Genomic DNA, 15,510 nt, shown 5'->3' with positions numbered 1-15,510 from the left:
GCATGAAAATAGGCTCACATGTATCAATGAGTGGCAAAAAAATGCTGTTAGCATCAAGTGAGGAAGCTAACAGCTATGGTTCATCAGCAATGATGATTTATACTGGGGCACCACAGAATACCCGACGCAAAGCAATTGAAGAATTAAACATTGAAGCGGGGCGGGCGCACATGCGGGACAATGGCATTGATGATTTAATTGTCCATGCACCATATATCATCAATTTAGGTAATACAACCAAGCCAGAAACGTTTGAATTAGCTGTTAGCTTCATGCAAAGTGAAATTGAGCGAACAGCTGCCCTTGGCGCAAAGCAGATTGTTTTACACCCGGGGGCACATGTTGGGGCTGGTGTTGAGATTGGAACAGCCCGTATTATTGAGGGACTTAATGAGGTTCTGACTAAAGAACATGATGTCCAAATTGCGCTAGAGACAATGGCGGGAAAAGGTTCGGAGATTGGCCGCAGTTTTGAAGAATTGGCCGCGATTATTGAGGGGGTTGAGCGTAATCAACAGTTATCTGTCTGTTTAGATACTTGTCACATTCATGATGCTGGCTACAATATAGTAGATGATTTTGATGGTGTGTTGAATAGCTTTGATAAAACTATTGGAATTGATCGCTTAAAGGTTATTCATGTTAATGATAGTAAAAATGTCAGAGGTGCTCAGAAGGACCGCCATGAAAACATCGGCTTTGGTCAGATTGGCTTTGATGCTCTTAATTATATTGTTCACCATCCCCAACTGGCAGATTTACCGAAAATCTTAGAAACACCATACGTTGGGACAGATAAGAAAGATAAAAAACCACCTTATCGATTTGAAATTGCGATGTTAAAAGCGCAGCAATTTGACAGTGATTTAAAGGAACAGATTCTTGCTCAAGGATGATTTGCTTTGAAACAACCAGCTAAGCGTTTGAATTGCTTAGCTGGTTTTTTTGTGTAGCTTAAACTATTTGTTATCGGTTATTATTCAAACCAATCAGCTACACCATATTGCTTAACAAACTGTGTCAGTATTTCCCTTCCTTTTTCTGCGGTAGAAGCATCCGTTATTTGCTCAAGTCGGTCAAACAGTTTATTTAAATCCGCCTTACTAAAGGGATCTAAATCGCTCTCTCTTAGCACATTAATAATTTGATTAGCTTGATTGAGAGAGAGATCAATATTGTATGCATGAGCATGACGAATTAACTCCCCAGGTGTTAATTGCATAATTCTTGTTCGAATAATTTGCTTTAACATGAAATTCATCTTACCACTCCTTTTTTGATAATAAAGAACTACAAATAAGGGAAAAAATCTCTTATATATCTTAGATAAAGGGTTAATGGTTGCAAAATACCCTTTAATCGTGTAGCATAACGATTTGTGATCAAAAAACCTATCGGAAAGGATGTAAAAGTTGTGAAGAAAGGAATTGCTTTTATTCTAACTGTATTACTAACTTCAGCTATTATTCTATTTTTCTATACAAAACATTTAGATTCGCGCTTAAATGAACTTGAGCATGAAAATACCCTCCTTAATGCTCAAAATAGACAGTTGCAGGCGGAATCAACTTATCAAATCGAAAAGGTCGACGTGAAATTAACAGGTGACTATAACTACTGGGCAAGTATTGAAGAACTTGCCAAAACTATGGTTGATGATAGCGAGGGTCGCTTCAAAAAAACGTGGGCGATCTACCTTGCAAATGAGGCGACACAATATGATTTAGATCCGTTTATCGTTTATGAATTACTGAAGGTTGAAACTGGGCATACTTTTGATCCTGAATTAGTCGGTCCAGACACCATTTATGGCAATGCCTATGGCATGTCACAATTTATGAAGAATACGGCACCATGGATAGCTGAGATGGCAGGATTGCCGTATGAGGATGATTTATTATTTGACCCTTACTATTCTATGCAACTGGCCATTGTATATTTAGATTTTTTATATCACAAATATGATAATTGGGATGAAGCGCTAACAGCTTATAATCGTGGCATGACAGGTATGGAAAACTATAAAGCGGCTAATGGTTCTGCTAGGAGTCAATATGCTGATCAGATTTTAAGGCGAGCAGAGCGCTATGATTCGATAGCTATGGTTAATTAATTGATTATTAACCAGGTAAGTGGGTGTTAGTTGCTGTTTTAACAGCATTCGTTGCCACTATCCATCAATAATGGCATGCACTAAACCACCTATTTCAAGAAAATAGGTGGTTTAGTGGCTGGTTAGCTTTGCTCAGTTTCAACTTGAGCGGCTAAATATTCGGCTGCAATTTTATCGACTTCTTTCTTTAATTCTTCAACCATCGTTTCTTCAGGTACTTTTCTAATAATCTCACCATGTCTAAACAATAAGCCTTCTCCACGTGCACCAGCAATACCAATATCAGCTTCACGTGCTTCACCAGGTCCGTTTACTGCGCAACCTAATACTGCTACTTTTATCGGGGCTTTAACTGTGGAAATGTACTCCTCAACTTCATTGGCAATTGCTATCAAATCAATTTCAATTCGTCCACAGGTTGGACAAGAAATTAATGTAGCTGCATCAGAAGCAAGGCCAAATGTTTTTAACAGTTCACGGGCAACCTTTACTTCTTCAACAGGATCGGCACTTAAAGAGATCCGCATGGTGTTACCAATACCCATGCTTAGAATCGCGCCCATCCCAGCCGCACTTTTAATACTACCAGCGAACAGTGTACCAGACTCTGTTATCCCCAAATGGAGTGGATAATCAATCACTTCAGCCGCCTTTCGATAGGCATCAATGGCCAAACCTACATCCGAAGCCTTTAATGACACAATAATATCATGGAATTCTAAATCCTCAAGAATTTTAATATGGTGTAAGGCGCTCTCAACCATGCCATCAGCAGTAGGGTAGCCATATTTTTCGAGAATATGTCGCTCTAATGAACCTGCATTTACACCAATTCTAATAGGAATACCTTTAGCTTTAGCAGCATTTACCACAGCTTCAACCTTGTCCCGCTTACCGATATTACCAGGGTTAATTCTAATTTTATCAGCGCCACCTTCAATGGCCTTAAGGGCGAGTTTATAATTAAAGTGAATATCAACAACTAGTGGAATGTTAATCTGTGCCTTAATTTGAGGAATAGCATCAGCAGCACGGTCATCTGGACATGCGACACGGACTACCTGACATCCTGCTTCTTCTAATCGCTTAATCTCGGCTACGGTAGCTTCAACATCATGTGTTTTTGTGGTGGTCATTGACTGAATAATAACTTGATCTTTGCCACCTATGACTAGATTACCGACCTTAACGGGTCGCGTCTTTTTTCTGTGTGTTAGAACCATTAGAACGCTCCTTTACCTACGTTACGTTGAATTGAATAGCTATTAATCTACTCAATCTATTATAAATGTTAAACTGTTAAATGAGAAGTCATAAGTCTAAGTTAATTTGGCGTGCTGAATAAACGGGCAGGAGATAAACGCGTCCTTCTGCTAATTGATAAACGTCCGCCTTTGGGTTTAATGATTGAAAGTCCTCAAGAACTTGGTCAATATTTGTTAATGGCTCAGCACTTAGTTGCTCAATAATGGAAAGGAGCTGGTCACCACGCTGAAATTGATAAGAAATAACTTGAAAACTTTGAGGGCTTTGCTCATAATATAAGTAGAGAGAATCATGGGCTGTTGAAGGCTTAGTTGTGTATGGGCTTGTTAGGTCTTTGTAACAGGCAATAATAATTAGCGTAAACGTTAGCCAACCGATATTTTTTTTGTTAAATTGCATCGTGACAACCTCTATTCTCGCTTATTCTTTTACTATATATATAGAAAGAAGGTTTTGAATATGCTGGATATCTTTGCTTTTGATTGGATTAGTTTTTTTATTGTAGGTTTAGCGACGATGTTTTTAGTGGGGGAACTACTCGTTAATACAAAAGGTGCTTTTGCACTACTAGGCTTTGGCTTAATCACGTTATATTTTACAGCTTATCTTGATACATCAATGTTTTTGATTATGGTGGGCGTATATTTTTTAGGAATCTTACTGATATTTGTCGATGGTGAGTTTCTGAATGATGGTATTTTAGCAGGAATAGGTGCGTTGCTAATGATTGTCTCAGTTGGATTGAGCTCTCCTAACTGGCGGATTGGCGCTTATGCAATCATTGGTGTTGTAGTTGGGGCCGCCTGTTCATTAGTCTGGCTTAAATTACTACCGAAACGTAACCTGTGGAGCAAGATCACCTTACACGATCAATTAACTGATGATGAAGGATATAGCTCAATGAATGCTTCCTATAAAGGACTTATTGGGGAAAGGGGTGTTACCCTCACCGATATGCGTCCAATCGGTACAATCAGAATTAATAAAGTAGACTATAGTGCTATTTCGAATGGTCATTGGATTAAAAAGGACACGAATATTATTGTTAGGAAGGTCGATGGTACGCGTATTCTCGTCGATCCAATAACCGAATCTCATGATACTAAAAGCAGCTAATTTTAGCTGTTTTTTTAATACCTAAATTGTGCTTCTCTAGAATGTTAATTTACAATATATAATTAATATTCGTGGTTTTTCGATTTTGTTTGTAAATTTAGTGTAAATTTTTCAGAGAAACTCTTTACATATTGTTAATATATCATTAATAATAGGTGAGATTGAAAAATTATTTTGTACTGAAGGGATGAAAATCCATGGAATTTGATTTGCAAACGTTATTATTTGAGTTCTTAGGTGGACTAGGTATTTTCTTATTAGGCATTAAATACATGGGGGATGGCCTCCAAAAAACAGCTGGCGATCGCTTGAAGGATGTTCTTGATAAATTTACAAGCAACCCTTTTATGGGCGTACTAGCTGGTATTGTCGTAACTGTATTAATTCAATCTAGTTCTGGAACAACCGTTCTAGCTGTGGGACTTGTAAATGCAGGATTTATGACGTTAAGACAATCTATTGGCGTTATTATGGGGGCGAATGTAGGTACGACCATTACTGCATTCATTATTGGTATAAAAATTGAAGCGTACGCTTTACCGATTTTAGCCATTGGTGCTCTTATGCTTTTCTTTATGAAGAGTCAAAAGTTACAAAATTATGGACAAACTATTTTTGGGTTTGGTGCCCTGTTTTACGGCTTAGATTTAATGGGTAGTGGACTATATCCGTTGCGGTACCTCCAAGCTTTTCATGATTTAACCGTACAGATGTCAGATAATCCGATTTTAGGCTTTTTTATCGGAACCGTTTTTACACTAGTCGTTCAAAGCTCTTCTGCTACGATCGGCATTTTGCAGAATTTAACAGGGCAAGGTTTAATTGAAATGGAAGGGGCTATGCCAATTCTATTTGGAAACAATGTTGGTACAACCATTACTGCCATTATTGCCTCAATCGGTGCAAGCTTAGCTGCTAGGCGAGCTGCGCTTACTCATGTTATTTATAATTTGTTTGGGGCTGTTATTATCATGTTATTATTGATACCATACACAGCACTCATTCTATTTATCCAACGTACTTTGTCATTAAACAGTGAGATGACAATTGCCTTTGCACACGGCATTTATAATTTAGCAACGCTTATTATTTTCTTTCCTTTTATTGGTTGGCTAGCCTGGGCAGTATCTAAGATCATTCCTGGTAAAGATACTGAAGTAGACTTTAAGCCGATGCATCTAGATCCAATTTTTATCCAGCAATCGCCAACAGTTGCGCTGGACCAAGCAAAAGAGGAAATTATTAGCATGGGTAAGTATGCACTCAAAGGTTTGGCGGAATCTACCAAATTTCTAAATAATCATGATGTTAAGTATGCAGAAAAAGCATTTAAAATAGAAAATGCCTTGAATAAAATGGATCGTGAGATAACAGATTACTTGGTTCAGCTTTCCTCAGCTCAATTGTCTGATACGGATAGCGAAAAACACAGCTCGTTAATTGATTCAGTGCGTGATATTGAGCGGATAGGGGACCATTTTGAGAATATTGTTGAGCTTATTCAATTTAAGATCTCTAATAAAATTGTGTTAACTGATGACGCAAAGGCTGATTTGAATGAAATGTTTGAGCTTACCAACACAACCGTGGCAGAAGCAATTGAAGCCCTCACTCATATGGATCAAACAAAGGCGCATGCTGTTGTTAAGCATGAGAACGAAATTGACCGGATGGAAAAACGGTTTCGAAAAAAACATATTATTCGTTTGAACGAAGGAAAATGCTCAGGTTCATCAGGAATTGTTTATGTTGATATCTTAAGTAACCTTGAGCGGATAGGGGACCATGCGTTAAATATCGCAGAGATGGTTCTAGGGGAAAAAATCCCTGAAACTGTCCACTAAAAAGACGCCTTAAATTTGCTATGGCAGGTATTTTTATACCTGACCATAGTGAATTTTATTGCTGATTAACAATTCGTAACATTCCAATTCATTATAGTGGCCGAACATTAGAAATGCTTATGGTTCCAAAAATCAGTGGATGTTACAGCGCCATTAATTGAAAATTCACTTTATGACATCTCCACATGCTAATTTCAGCATTATTTTAACAAAGCACTAGCTAATTTTGCTGAAAACTATTGAAACCTTATTGATCCCATGCTATATTAAATTTGTTGAAAAAAACGCTTAAAAAAAATGGTTGACTCTTTGTTTTAATCATGATATATTATTAAACGTCGCTGAAGTAAGTAACAACGGAAATTGATTGATATACATACTATTCCACAGTAGCTCAGTGGTAGAGCTATCGGCTGTTAACCGATCGGTCGTAGGTTCGAATCCTACCTGTGGAGCCACTTATGGCGGTGTAGCTCAGCTGGCTAGAGCGTACGGTTCATACCCGTGAGGTCGGGGGTTCGATCCCCTCCGCCGCTACCAATTTTCATAGATAGTTTGTTATAATGGCGATCGTGGTGAAGTGGTTAACACATCGGATTGTGGTTCCGACATTCGTGGGTTCGATCCCCATCGGTCGCCCCATTATAAGGACCCTTAGCTCAGTTGGTTAGAGCTATCGGCTCATAACCGATCGGTCGCAGGTTCGAGTCCTGCAGGGTCCACCATCTCATACTTTAATCGCGGAGGAATACCCAAGTCCGGCTGAAGGGATCGGTCTTGAAAACCGACAGGGGCTTCACGGCTCGCGGGGGTTCGAATCCCTCTTCCTCCGCCATACTACTTTAGTAAGCAGGGTACATATTAAGGCTCGGTAGCTCAGTCGGTAGAGCAACGGACTGAAAATCCGTGTGTCGGCGGTTCGATTCCGTCCCGAGCCACTTTTAAAAAACAAGTCATTTTGGCTTGTTTTTTTGTTGTTAATTTATTGATGTTTTATCTTTGTCATATTGAGGAATGATATAGATAAACGGTTCTTCATCAACTAGCCTTGGTAAGGTGATTTCTCAAGGTTAGGCTTCAGCAAAAAAGAGCCGACTCCCGTGGAAAGCGGTTCTTTTTTGCTGGAGCCATACAAACATTTACTTAACCAACGCTAGTTGATATACAACCAGATAAACACGACTATAATTAAAGGAGCTAAAACCTATGCTTGCTAAAGAACAATTAACGGAAATAAAACGCGAACTAACAGAGCGAAAGCGAGAGTTAGTCAAGCAAATTAATTTAGAAATGGAATTAACGCGGAATGGAGAGTATTCAACAGAGTTATCAGATTATGATAATCATCCTGGTGATAATGGTTCCGATCTATATGAACGTGAGAAGGAAATGGCGTTGACTGAGCATGAAAGAGTTGAACTAGCAGCTATCGAACACTCGCTTACAAGAATGAATAATGGTAAATATGGTACCTGTGTAACTTGTGGTAGTACGATTAATCCCGAGCGTCTAGAGGCTGTGCCGACAACTCAATTCTGTATTGAGCATGCGAATCAACAAGTTAATAAAACCGAATTTTCTCCTTCTATGGGTGGATTAGAAAATGATGATACCGATAGCTGGGCCACCTTAGAAAGCTATGGCACATCTGAGACAGCTTCCGATTTATTAGGTGATCATGATAGCTATAACGACATGACAGAAAATAATGATTTGAATTATGTTGATGATGTTGACCAGTTTTCAAATAAATTTAACAAAAAATAGTTCGGAATAATGTTTAATGATTTTCCAATTGGTGAATATAATAATTAAATGTGTTTGTAGGCAAAATGTTTGCTAGAAAAGGTTTAATTTGCTAAAGTAATAGGTGTTAAGAAAGTGAACATTCTGTGAACTTTCAAAAAGTATAGGGAGGCATTTACCATGGCAAAATTTGAATTACCAGCTTTACCGTATGCATATGATGCATTAGAACCGCACTTCGATAAGGAGACAATGAATATACACCATACGAAGCACCACAATACTTATGTGACAAAGCTTAATGATGCATTGGAAGGTCACAGCGATTTACAAGCATTATCAATTGAGGAATTATTAGTTGATTTAGGCAGACTTCCTGAAAGTGTGCAAACAGCAGTTAGAAACAACGGTGGTGGTCACGCTAACCATAGTCTGTTCTGGACATTATTATCACCAAATGGTGGTGGTGAGCCAACTGGCGAATTAGCAGAAGCAATTAATGCTAAATTCGGTAGCCTTGATAAGTTCAAAGAGGAATTTGCAGCAGCTGGTGCTGGACGCTTTGGATCAGGCTGGGCTTGGCTCGTGGTTGATAATGGTGAACTAGCGATCACAAGTACACCTAACCAAGATTCACCGCTTTCTGAAGGTAAAACACCAATTCTAGGTCTTGATGTGTGGGAGCATGCTTATTATTTGAAATATCAAAATAAGCGCCCTGATTACATTAATGCATTTTGGAATGTGGTGGACTGGTCTAAAGTAGCAGAATTATACGCTGCAAAGTAAAAAATAGTAATGAGAGCTACACCTATTTATAGGTGTAGCTCTTTTGTATGGTTTACCATTTAAGCGTGAAAAATAACGCCGTCCATGCTATAATACTTATGCTAGTTTTTTTCATTTTTAGACAAAATATTAAAATCTGATTGAGGGGGGAAGCCATTGGCAAAGAAAAAAAAGAAGCGCGCACAGCTTCCATTAAGGCTTAATTTTTTGTTTGTGTTTGTGTTCTTAATGTTTTCACTACTTATCCTACAACTAGGTGTTGTTCAAATATTGAATGGCGAAGAAGCTCGCCAACGGATTGAAGAGACTGAGAGTACCCGTTCAGCCATCTCGGTGCCAAGAGGATTAATGTATGATCGCTTTGGTAATCTTATTTTAGATAATGAACCCGAGCGTGCGATCACGTACACGCCACCTAAAAACGGTGAATCAGCAGCTAAACGATTAGAGCTTGCTGAAAAGTTAGCTAAAATCATGGTTATGTCCGATGATTTTGACGAGCTTGAGGCAATGGTAAGCGACCGGGATAAAAAAGAATATTGGTATATTGGTAAATCTGATACTTATGAAGAAGAGCAGCATCACAAAGAGGCAGAGAGCCGCTTAACCACAGAGGAAAGCGAGTTGACTGCGGCAGAGCAATACCGAATTGTCTTAGATCGAATCGAGGAAGATGATTATAATATTTATGATTGGTCAGACCCCAATTTGTTAAATATTGTGGCGATAAAGAAGGAGTTAGATCAGGCTTTTGGTTTATCACCACACACGATTAAAAATGAAGGGGTAACAGATGAGGAATACGCTTTGATTTCGGAAAATCTGAGCCAGCTTCCTGGTATTGATGCAACGATTGATTGGAACCGTGTTCGACTCTATGGCTCAACATTTGCCAGTTTTCTCGGAAACATTTCATCATCAAAAGAGGGGATTCCTGGAGATAATCAAGATTATTATTTAACGTTAGGCTATAGCCGCAATGACCGTGTCGGCACAAGTGGTCTTGAGCAACAATATGAAAGTGTCCTCCGTGGTCAAAAGGAAATTATTCAATATACGACCGATAACGACGGTAATGTCGTTGGCAATGAAACAGTTGTTGATGGTAAGAGTGGGAATGACCTTATTTTGACTGTGGACATGGAGCTAAACGAAATATTAGATGAAATTGTACTCGAAGAACTTGAAGCTTACATTAATCAAGATCGCAACCAAAATCGTTATATGACTGATGCTTTAGTTGCAGTGTTAGATCCTAAAACTGGTGATGTATTGGCGATGTCCGCTGCACACTATGATCAGGAAAAACAGGAATATTCAGATCAAGCCTATCGGGTTATTTATGATGCCCATATTCCAGGTTCAGCGATTAAAGGGGCGACTGTTTTAACGGGCTATCAGACGGGAGTAATTTCTCCAAATACAGTAATTACTGACAGACCCATTAATATTGCAGGTACACCTAGAAAAGCTTCTTATACTACAATGGGGACTATTAATGACCTTGATGCAATTACACGATCCTCAAACGTCTACATGTTTGAAATCGCGTTACGTATTTCTGGAGCTACTTATCGTCCAAACGAGCCATTACGCGGCTTTAATTCTGACGGCTTCCAAATTATGCGTAAGCATTTTAATCAATTTGGCTTAGGAGTGGAGACTGGAATTGATCTGCCATATGAATCAACTGGCGTGGTTGGGAGTAATATTAGAGATGGCGGTCTTCTGCTTGACTTTGCGATCGGTCAGTATGATACTTACACAACATTGCAATTAGCTCAGTATGTATCAACAATTGCCAACGATGGCTACCGAATTAGTCCTCGTCTAGTTAAAGAAGTTCGTCAAGCAAATGGTAACAAAGAAACGTTAGGATCAGTGCTGGAAAGTAATAGCCCAAATATCTTAAATCGGATTGATATGGATGAAAGCTATATTGAGCGTGTCCAGAGTGGCTTTAGACGTGTCGCAACGCACTCACAAGGTACGGGACGCTCACACTGGGCCGACAGTCCTTATGATGTTGCTGTTAAAACAGGAACTGCTCAAAATCAATTTTGGGATAATGGCGTGCAAAGGGAAACAAACAACTTAACGCTAGTTGGTTATGCACCTTATGATGAACCAGAGGTGGCTTTTGCGATTGTAGTACCACGTACTGGAGTAGGCAATAATTTTAACGGTATCCATCATAATATTGGTAACCGCCTAATGGATGCTTACTTCGACCTCAAGGAAGAAAGAGACCAAGCGGGCTTTGATGAAACAAATATTGATGAGATGGTTGAAGTTGAAAGTGAATAACGCAAAAAATCGGATGCTGCTAGTGCATCCGATTTTTTGCGTTTTATTCTAATTACTTTGATTAGCAATTGTATCGACAACCTCATCAAGCGACATGCTGCGATCTAAATCAAATTGCCCGATCTGGATATTATGACCGTAATTATTGTCATCTAAATAATCGGTAAATTCGCTTCTGCTTTTAATTAATCCAGCAAGCATTAGGTAGTCCGCGACTTGAGAGATGGTTGTGCCTGGTAAAATGGTTAAGACAAACTGATCATTTGTCACCACTGCTTGTTCAGGTGTGTCAACTTCTGGTTCCTCATCATCTTGTTCTGGCTCAGTTTCGGGCTCTGGTTGACCTGTCGCATCTTGATTAATGGCTGGGTCTGTCTCTGATATGTAGTAGCCTAAAGTTTCTAATTGTGCAATCATCTCTGCCTCTGTTGGCTCACTGGTCGCAGTTACGTTTTCTGTTGTTTCGAAAAAGAAATAATAACCAGCTAGTAGCGCTGTCGCTGTTAATAAACCGAATGAGAATGCTCTTAAAATGTGCTTCATAATAATCCCTCTTAACCTGTGTGCGATAAATTTTTAATTACAGTTTCAATGTCATATTCACTAAGCTGTGTTTTTTTACTAATTTCTGTTAATGAAAGACCTTGCTTGTAGAGCTGTTCAATTTCCTTAGTGGAGTCGGGCTGTCTTAAGCTAAATCCTTGCAAGACATCTTCATTAGGAAGAATTTCTTCTTCCAATACTTCAATCTTTCTCGTTAATTTGTAGCTCTCCTGCAAATTAGACATGGACAAATGCTCGATTTGTTGCTCTACCTCTTTGAACTTATCATTAACAAATAATGATAAGATGAACAACACAAAACTAACTGCTGCTAATGTAATAATAATTTGTACCACTTCAATTCCTCCGATCTATCTTTAATAGTTATACCATATTTTTGTGCCATGGAAAATGATTTGTCCTTAAAATGCGACAGAGGTCTTGTTTTTTTTATTAAAGATGTAAAGAAGAAATACTTGATCTTTACTACTAAATTTGATAATATAAACAAGTCTGAAATGATCTTTTAATGATTAGTGATAGTTGAAAAGAAGTTTGGAGGGATAAACATGCGTGTTAACGTTACATTAGCTTGTACTGAAACGGGAGATCGTAATTACATTACGACAAAAAATAAACGTACGAATCCAGAGCGTATTGAATTGAAAAAATATAGCCCACGTTTAAAAAAACATACGCTTCACCGTGAAACAAAATAAGCCAGCGAAAACTCTTATCCCAAGCAGATAAGAGTTTTTATTTTACATAGATTTGAACAACTAGAGAGGGGGGGATTGACATTGCTGAAAGCCACCTTAAGAGCTACCTATCTAACAAAACTAAAAGAACTAACTGCTTCTCAGAAACAGCGTATACAACTGGATCTGTACGACCAGCTTTTTAAAAGCGAGCATTGGCAGAAAGCGGACGTTATTGGCCTCACAATTGCTCAAGCTTACGAATGGGATACGTGGCCTATTATTGAAGAAGCTTGGCAACATAATAAGAAGGTTGCGGTGCCTAAATGTTACCATGAAACAAAAACAATGATTTTTCATATTATTGGCGGAAGAGAAGACCTTAAGCATCAGTACTATGATTTGCTTGAGCCAATTGTTGAAAGAACTGTTGCGGTTAGCCCTGAAGAAATTGATTTGCTCCTTGTGCCTGGTATTGTTTTTGATCACCAGCATTATCGGATTGGTCATGGCGGCGGCTACTATGATCGCTTTCTAAAGCGATTTACCCAGACGACATTATCTTTGGTTTGGTCTGGCCAAGTCATTGATCAGATTCCGATTGATAGCTATGATCTGCCTGTCCAATATTTAATTCGTAATCGTCTGCTTTAATTGCTGTTTCTCTCCAGAGGCATTCACAAATAAAACAAAAAGTTGCTCCTCATTTTTGTCAATTAGAATTAATGGCATAAAGCTTTCACTAATCGTTTCGTTAATCGTGAACGGTAGAATGTAATATTTATACAACCCTTCCCATAACTGCGCAATAATTTTGTTTGTCTCAGTCTGCGTTTTACTAAATAGCGGCTTTGCTTGAAAGTCGATTAAAGTGATTAAAGGAATTTCTAAATAGTTCTCTCGATTAATGGAAAAGTGCTCAATTAACTCGGTCCAGTAAAGATCAAGCTGTTGCTCAGTGGTATGTGCTAATGTCTCGGCCCATTTCTGTTCTTGAGCGGTATTGGGTTGTTCGAAGGCTAAGATTGGTTCAAAAGGATCTTTAATGAGATAGATACTTGCGTTTGTCATGCGGTACTGGCTAGTAATGGGTTGGTCGGTTGTGTGTATCTCAGCATAGTGTACGCTAATTGATTGGAAAAATTGACTGCCGGTTGGCTCTAGGCTGGTTGATTGTTGAATGGCTGGTTCATTCTGATTCCACTTTGATTGGATGCCCTTCAACTGACCGTTTTGAAATAATAAGCTGACATCATGACGCAAGAACGCGTTATTACCAATTAATGATTCAACAGACCATTGTAATAAGGGATGTTGATTTACTTCTGTCACGCTAAGTGTTGTCTTTGCTTGATCAAACTGGATATGCTCATTAAAAGGAAAATATTTGAGCGTAGTTTGTGCATTATTTGCGGAGAACAGAAAGAAAAATACGATTATGAGAACGAATGATGCAATAATCAAGCTGTGCTTCATGTCATCACCACCTAATTCATTTGACTAGTCTAGCTTATGTATGAACTTGTCTAATTAGTATAAGATAATCTTGAGGTGACGGACGTTGAAGACTGTAAAGCGAGATTATCAAAACCGAATTAATTACTTATCTAATGAACTTGCAGTAGATGAAAGCTTTGATTTAGTAAAATTAGAATTGGATTATGCTGATCGAGAAATGTGTATTTTTTTAGTTGATGGCTTCGTCAAGGATGAAGTGTTAATGTTTTTATTGCATTTTCTATCAGAATTAACAGCCGATCAGCTTGAGCAGAACGGCTTTGAAAAGCTGATGAAAAGCTATATTCCCTATGCAGAGATAGCGGCTGAGCCTGATTTAGATAAAATAATTGATCAAGTTCTATCAGGTCCAGCAGCTTTGATTATTGAAGGTTTTACCCAGGCTATCTTAATCGATACCCGAACATATCCGGCTCGTGGACCAGAAGAGCCTGATTTAGAGCGGGTTGTGCGGGGGTCACGAGATGGTTATGTCGAAACGATCGTCTTTAACACCGCATTAACCAGAAGGCGAGTTCGAGATCGTTCATTAAGAATGGTGTATATGCAAATTGGTAAACGATCGAAATCAGATGTCTGTTTGTGCTATTTGAGTGACATCGCTGATCCGGGCAAGGTAAAGCTAATTGAGGATCATCTAAAAGCCATTGAAGTAGATGGTTTGCCAATGGCAGAAAAGACGATTGAGGAGTTTTTAGCTGGTCAATATTGGAATCCCTATCCGGTAATTCGCTATACAGAGCGTCCAGATACAGCTGCAGCTCATCTTTATGAAGGGCATATTATCTTGATTGTCGATGCTTCGCCAAGTGTCATGATTATGCCTGCTACCTTCTGGCATCATCTTGAACACGCCGAAGAGTACCGTCAAAAGCCTTCAGTAGGAGCATATTTGAGAGGTGTGCGCTTTATCGCAGTTCTTGCCGCCTTGTTTTTATTGCCGTTTTACTATTTGCTTTCAGTAAATCCGTCGTTAATTCCGGCAGAATTGGCATTTTTAGGCCCAGAAGATAGTGGTTCTGTTCCGCTAGTTGCCCAATTTTTACTTGCAGAGATTGGTTTAGATGTATTAAGAATGGCAGCTATTCACACACCGTCTGCTCTGGCGACTGCGCTCGGGTTGGTAGCAGCTATTATGATTGGCGATGTAGCGGTTGAGGTTGGCTTATTTTCAAGTGAGGTTGTCTTATATATATCAATTGCTGCTATGGGTACATTTTGTACACCAAGCTATGAAATGTCCCTTGCTAATCGGTTAACGAGAATTTATCTGTTAATCTCCACAGCGTTGTTTGGTGTTGCTGGCTATGTTGCAGGAATAACATTATGGCTACTGTTATTAATTCAGATGAAAACATTTAAAACAGGCTATCTCTGGCCGTTTATTCCCTTTTCCTTTAAAGCGCTTTTAAATGTCTGGATTCGGATGCCAATACCATTTAAAAAATATCGACCATCTTTTTTAGACCCGCAGGACCCGAAGCGATAATTGCATAAGTAAGATTTTTTTCAAAAAAATAGGTTTTTACTTCATTTTTTAATTGAACTTTTGCTATAATAAGCTAGGTGA

At 38.8% G+C, this 15,510-nt stretch carries 16 protein-coding genes and 6 tRNA genes; 16 read left to right on the top strand and 6 right to left on the bottom strand.

Translation table 11 applies throughout. From position 1 onward, the window contains the following. Positions 1 to 2 precede the first annotated feature (2 nt). Positions 3 to 896 (top strand): deoxyribonuclease IV, encoded by an 894-nt coding sequence (locus BM000_RS01715; RefSeq protein WP_091494086.1) that lies wholly within the window; start codon positions 3 to 5, stop codon positions 894 to 896. Between the two features lie 80 nt (positions 897 to 976). On the opposite strand, the gene BM000_RS01710 is transcribed toward BM000_RS01715, so the two are convergent. Further along, on the bottom strand, positions 977 to 1,261 hold the full coding sequence (locus BM000_RS01710) for a DUF2624 domain-containing protein (protein WP_091494083.1): 285 nt from the start codon (positions 1,259 to 1,261) through the stop codon (positions 977 to 979). Between the two features lie 153 nt (positions 1,262 to 1,414). Here BM000_RS01710 and BM000_RS01705 point away from each other — a divergent pair, with 153 nt between their 5' ends. Then, positions 1,415 to 2,113 carry a lytic transglycosylase domain-containing protein gene (locus BM000_RS01705; RefSeq protein ID WP_177178172.1) on the top strand — a complete coding sequence of 233 codons (699 nt, stop codon included), beginning with the start codon at positions 1,415 to 1,417 and terminating at the stop codon, positions 2,111 to 2,113. Between the two features lie 122 nt (positions 2,114 to 2,235). Here BM000_RS01705 and ispG read toward each other — a convergent pair whose 3' ends face one another. Together ispG and BM000_RS01695 are read right to left on the bottom strand one after the other, a co-directional pair. Then, positions 2,236 to 3,336 (bottom strand): flavodoxin-dependent (E)-4-hydroxy-3-methylbut-2-enyl-diphosphate synthase, encoded by a 1,101-nt coding sequence (gene ispG / locus BM000_RS01700; RefSeq protein WP_091494080.1) that lies wholly within the window; start codon positions 3,334 to 3,336, stop codon positions 2,236 to 2,238. An 88-nt stretch (positions 3,337 to 3,424) separates the two neighbouring features. After that, on the bottom strand, positions 3,425 to 3,778 hold the full coding sequence (locus BM000_RS01695) for a hypothetical protein (protein ID WP_091494077.1): 354 nt from the start codon (positions 3,776 to 3,778) through the stop codon (positions 3,425 to 3,427). Positions 3,779 to 3,838: 60 nt separating this feature from the next. On the opposite strand from BM000_RS01695, the gene BM000_RS01690 reads away from it, so the two are divergent. The 11 genes from BM000_RS01690 (at position 3,839) to BM000_RS01640 (ending at position 11,181) form a co-directional block, all read left to right on the top strand. Beyond that, the gene (locus BM000_RS01690; RefSeq protein WP_177178171.1) at positions 3,839 to 4,495 is read left to right on the top strand and encodes an NfeD family protein; all 657 of its coding nucleotides are present in this window, start codon (positions 3,839 to 3,841) and stop codon (positions 4,493 to 4,495) included. A 197-nt stretch (positions 4,496 to 4,692) separates the two neighbouring features. Continuing rightward, positions 4,693 to 6,339: a Na/Pi cotransporter family protein gene (locus BM000_RS01685; RefSeq protein WP_091494075.1), complete on the top strand. Its 1,647-nt coding sequence runs from the start codon at positions 4,693 to 4,695 to the stop codon at positions 6,337 to 6,339. A gap of 383 nt (positions 6,340 to 6,722) precedes the next feature. Continuing rightward, a tRNA-Asn gene (locus BM000_RS01680) sits at positions 6,723 to 6,797 on the top strand. 5 nt (positions 6,798 to 6,802) lie between these two features. Beyond that, a tRNA-Met gene (locus BM000_RS01675) sits at positions 6,803 to 6,879 on the top strand. Positions 6,880 to 6,905: 26 nt separating this feature from the next. Further along, positions 6,906 to 6,981: transfer RNA gene (locus BM000_RS01670), tRNA-His, on the top strand. Between the two features lie 6 nt (positions 6,982 to 6,987). Continuing rightward, positions 6,988 to 7,064: transfer RNA gene (locus tag BM000_RS01665), tRNA-Ile, on the top strand. Between the two features lie 17 nt (positions 7,065 to 7,081). Next, positions 7,082 to 7,174, top strand: a tRNA-Ser gene (locus BM000_RS01660). Positions 7,175 to 7,204: 30 nt separating this feature from the next. Next, a tRNA-Phe gene (locus BM000_RS01655) sits at positions 7,205 to 7,277 on the top strand. A 268-nt stretch (positions 7,278 to 7,545) separates the two neighbouring features. Next, the gene (locus BM000_RS01650) at positions 7,546 to 8,106 is read left to right on the top strand and encodes a TraR/DksA C4-type zinc finger protein (RefSeq protein WP_091494072.1); all 561 of its coding nucleotides are present in this window, start codon (positions 7,546 to 7,548) and stop codon (positions 8,104 to 8,106) included. Positions 8,107 to 8,265: 159 nt separating this feature from the next. After that, entirely contained in the window at positions 8,266 to 8,874 is a 609-nt protein-coding gene (locus BM000_RS01645; protein WP_091494069.1) for a superoxide dismutase, read from the top strand. Positions 8,875 to 9,030: 156 nt separating this feature from the next. Next, positions 9,031 to 11,181 (top strand): peptidoglycan D,D-transpeptidase FtsI family protein, encoded by a 2,151-nt coding sequence (locus tag BM000_RS01640; protein ID WP_091494067.1) that lies wholly within the window; start codon positions 9,031 to 9,033, stop codon positions 11,179 to 11,181. 48 nt (positions 11,182 to 11,229) lie between these two features. Here BM000_RS01640 and BM000_RS01635 read toward each other — a convergent pair whose 3' ends face one another. Together BM000_RS01635 and BM000_RS01630 are read right to left on the bottom strand one after the other, a co-directional pair. Continuing rightward, on the bottom strand, positions 11,230 to 11,724 hold the full coding sequence (locus BM000_RS01635) for a hypothetical protein (RefSeq protein ID WP_091494064.1): 495 nt from the start codon (positions 11,722 to 11,724) through the stop codon (positions 11,230 to 11,232). Between the two features lie 11 nt (positions 11,725 to 11,735). Beyond that, positions 11,736 to 12,080, bottom strand: a complete 345-nt coding sequence (locus tag BM000_RS01630; RefSeq protein WP_091494061.1) for a hypothetical protein — start codon at positions 12,078 to 12,080, stop codon at positions 11,736 to 11,738. Between the two features lie 213 nt (positions 12,081 to 12,293). Here BM000_RS01630 and rpmG point away from each other — a divergent pair, with 213 nt between their 5' ends. Both rpmG and BM000_RS01620 read left to right on the top strand, forming a co-directional pair. Beyond that, positions 12,294 to 12,443: a 50S ribosomal protein L33 gene (rpmG, locus tag BM000_RS01625; protein WP_067730425.1), complete on the top strand. Its 150-nt coding sequence runs from the start codon at positions 12,294 to 12,296 to the stop codon at positions 12,441 to 12,443. An 81-nt stretch (positions 12,444 to 12,524) separates the two neighbouring features. After that, on the top strand, positions 12,525 to 13,076 hold the full coding sequence (locus BM000_RS01620; protein WP_245751551.1) for a 5-formyltetrahydrofolate cyclo-ligase: 552 nt from the start codon (positions 12,525 to 12,527) through the stop codon (positions 13,074 to 13,076). Here BM000_RS01620 and BM000_RS01615 read toward each other — a convergent pair. Next, a complete protein-coding gene (locus BM000_RS01615; RefSeq protein ID WP_091494056.1) occupies positions 13,053 to 13,898 on the bottom strand; it encodes a hypothetical protein in 846 nt (281 codons plus the stop codon). The genes BM000_RS01620 and BM000_RS01615 overlap by 24 nt on opposite strands. 85 nt (positions 13,899 to 13,983) lie before the next feature. Between BM000_RS01615 and BM000_RS01610 the strand changes: the two genes are divergently transcribed. Beyond that, positions 13,984 to 15,429, top strand: a complete 1,446-nt coding sequence (locus BM000_RS01610) for a spore germination protein (protein WP_091494053.1) — start codon at positions 13,984 to 13,986, stop codon at positions 15,427 to 15,429. Positions 15,430 to 15,510 lie beyond the last annotated feature (81 nt).

It is taken from the genome of Amphibacillus marinus (genome assembly GCF_900110345.1).
GTDB classification, from domain to species: domain Bacteria; phylum Bacillota; class Bacilli; order Bacillales; family Amphibacillaceae; genus Amphibacillus_D; species Amphibacillus_D marinus.
Note: the sequence above shows the minus strand (reverse complement) of the source record. Positions and strands in the feature narration are given on the sequence as shown.

Excerpts from the sequence above, each read along its gene's own strand:
- BM000_RS01715 (WP_091494086.1), top strand. The coding sequence starts at position 3 with ATGAAAATAGGCTCACATGTATCAATGAGTGGCAAAAAAATGCTGTTA.
- BM000_RS01710 (WP_091494083.1), bottom strand. The coding sequence starts at position 1,261 with ATGAATTTCATGTTAAAGCAAATTATTCGAACAAGAATTATGCAATTA.
- ispG (WP_091494080.1), bottom strand. The coding sequence starts at position 3,336 with ATGGTTCTAACACACAGAAAAAAGACGCGACCCGTTAAGGTCGGTAAT.
- BM000_RS01695 (WP_091494077.1), bottom strand. The coding sequence starts at position 3,778 with ATGCAATTTAACAAAAAAAATATCGGTTGGCTAACGTTTACGCTAATT.
- BM000_RS01690 (WP_177178171.1), top strand. The coding sequence starts at position 3,839 with ATGCTGGATATCTTTGCTTTTGATTGGATTAGTTTTTTTATTGTAGGT.
- BM000_RS01685 (WP_091494075.1), top strand. The coding sequence starts at position 4,693 with ATGGAATTTGATTTGCAAACGTTATTATTTGAGTTCTTAGGTGGACTA.
- BM000_RS01650 (WP_091494072.1), top strand. The coding sequence starts at position 7,546 with ATGCTTGCTAAAGAACAATTAACGGAAATAAAACGCGAACTAACAGAG.
- BM000_RS01645 (WP_091494069.1), top strand. The coding sequence starts at position 8,266 with ATGGCAAAATTTGAATTACCAGCTTTACCGTATGCATATGATGCATTA.
- BM000_RS01635 (WP_091494064.1), bottom strand. The coding sequence starts at position 11,724 with ATGAAGCACATTTTAAGAGCATTCTCATTCGGTTTATTAACAGCGACA.
- rpmG (WP_067730425.1), top strand. The coding sequence starts at position 12,294 with ATGCGTGTTAACGTTACATTAGCTTGTACTGAAACGGGAGATCGTAAT.
- BM000_RS01615 (WP_091494056.1), bottom strand. The coding sequence starts at position 13,898 with ATGAAGCACAGCTTGATTATTGCATCATTCGTTCTCATAATCGTATTT.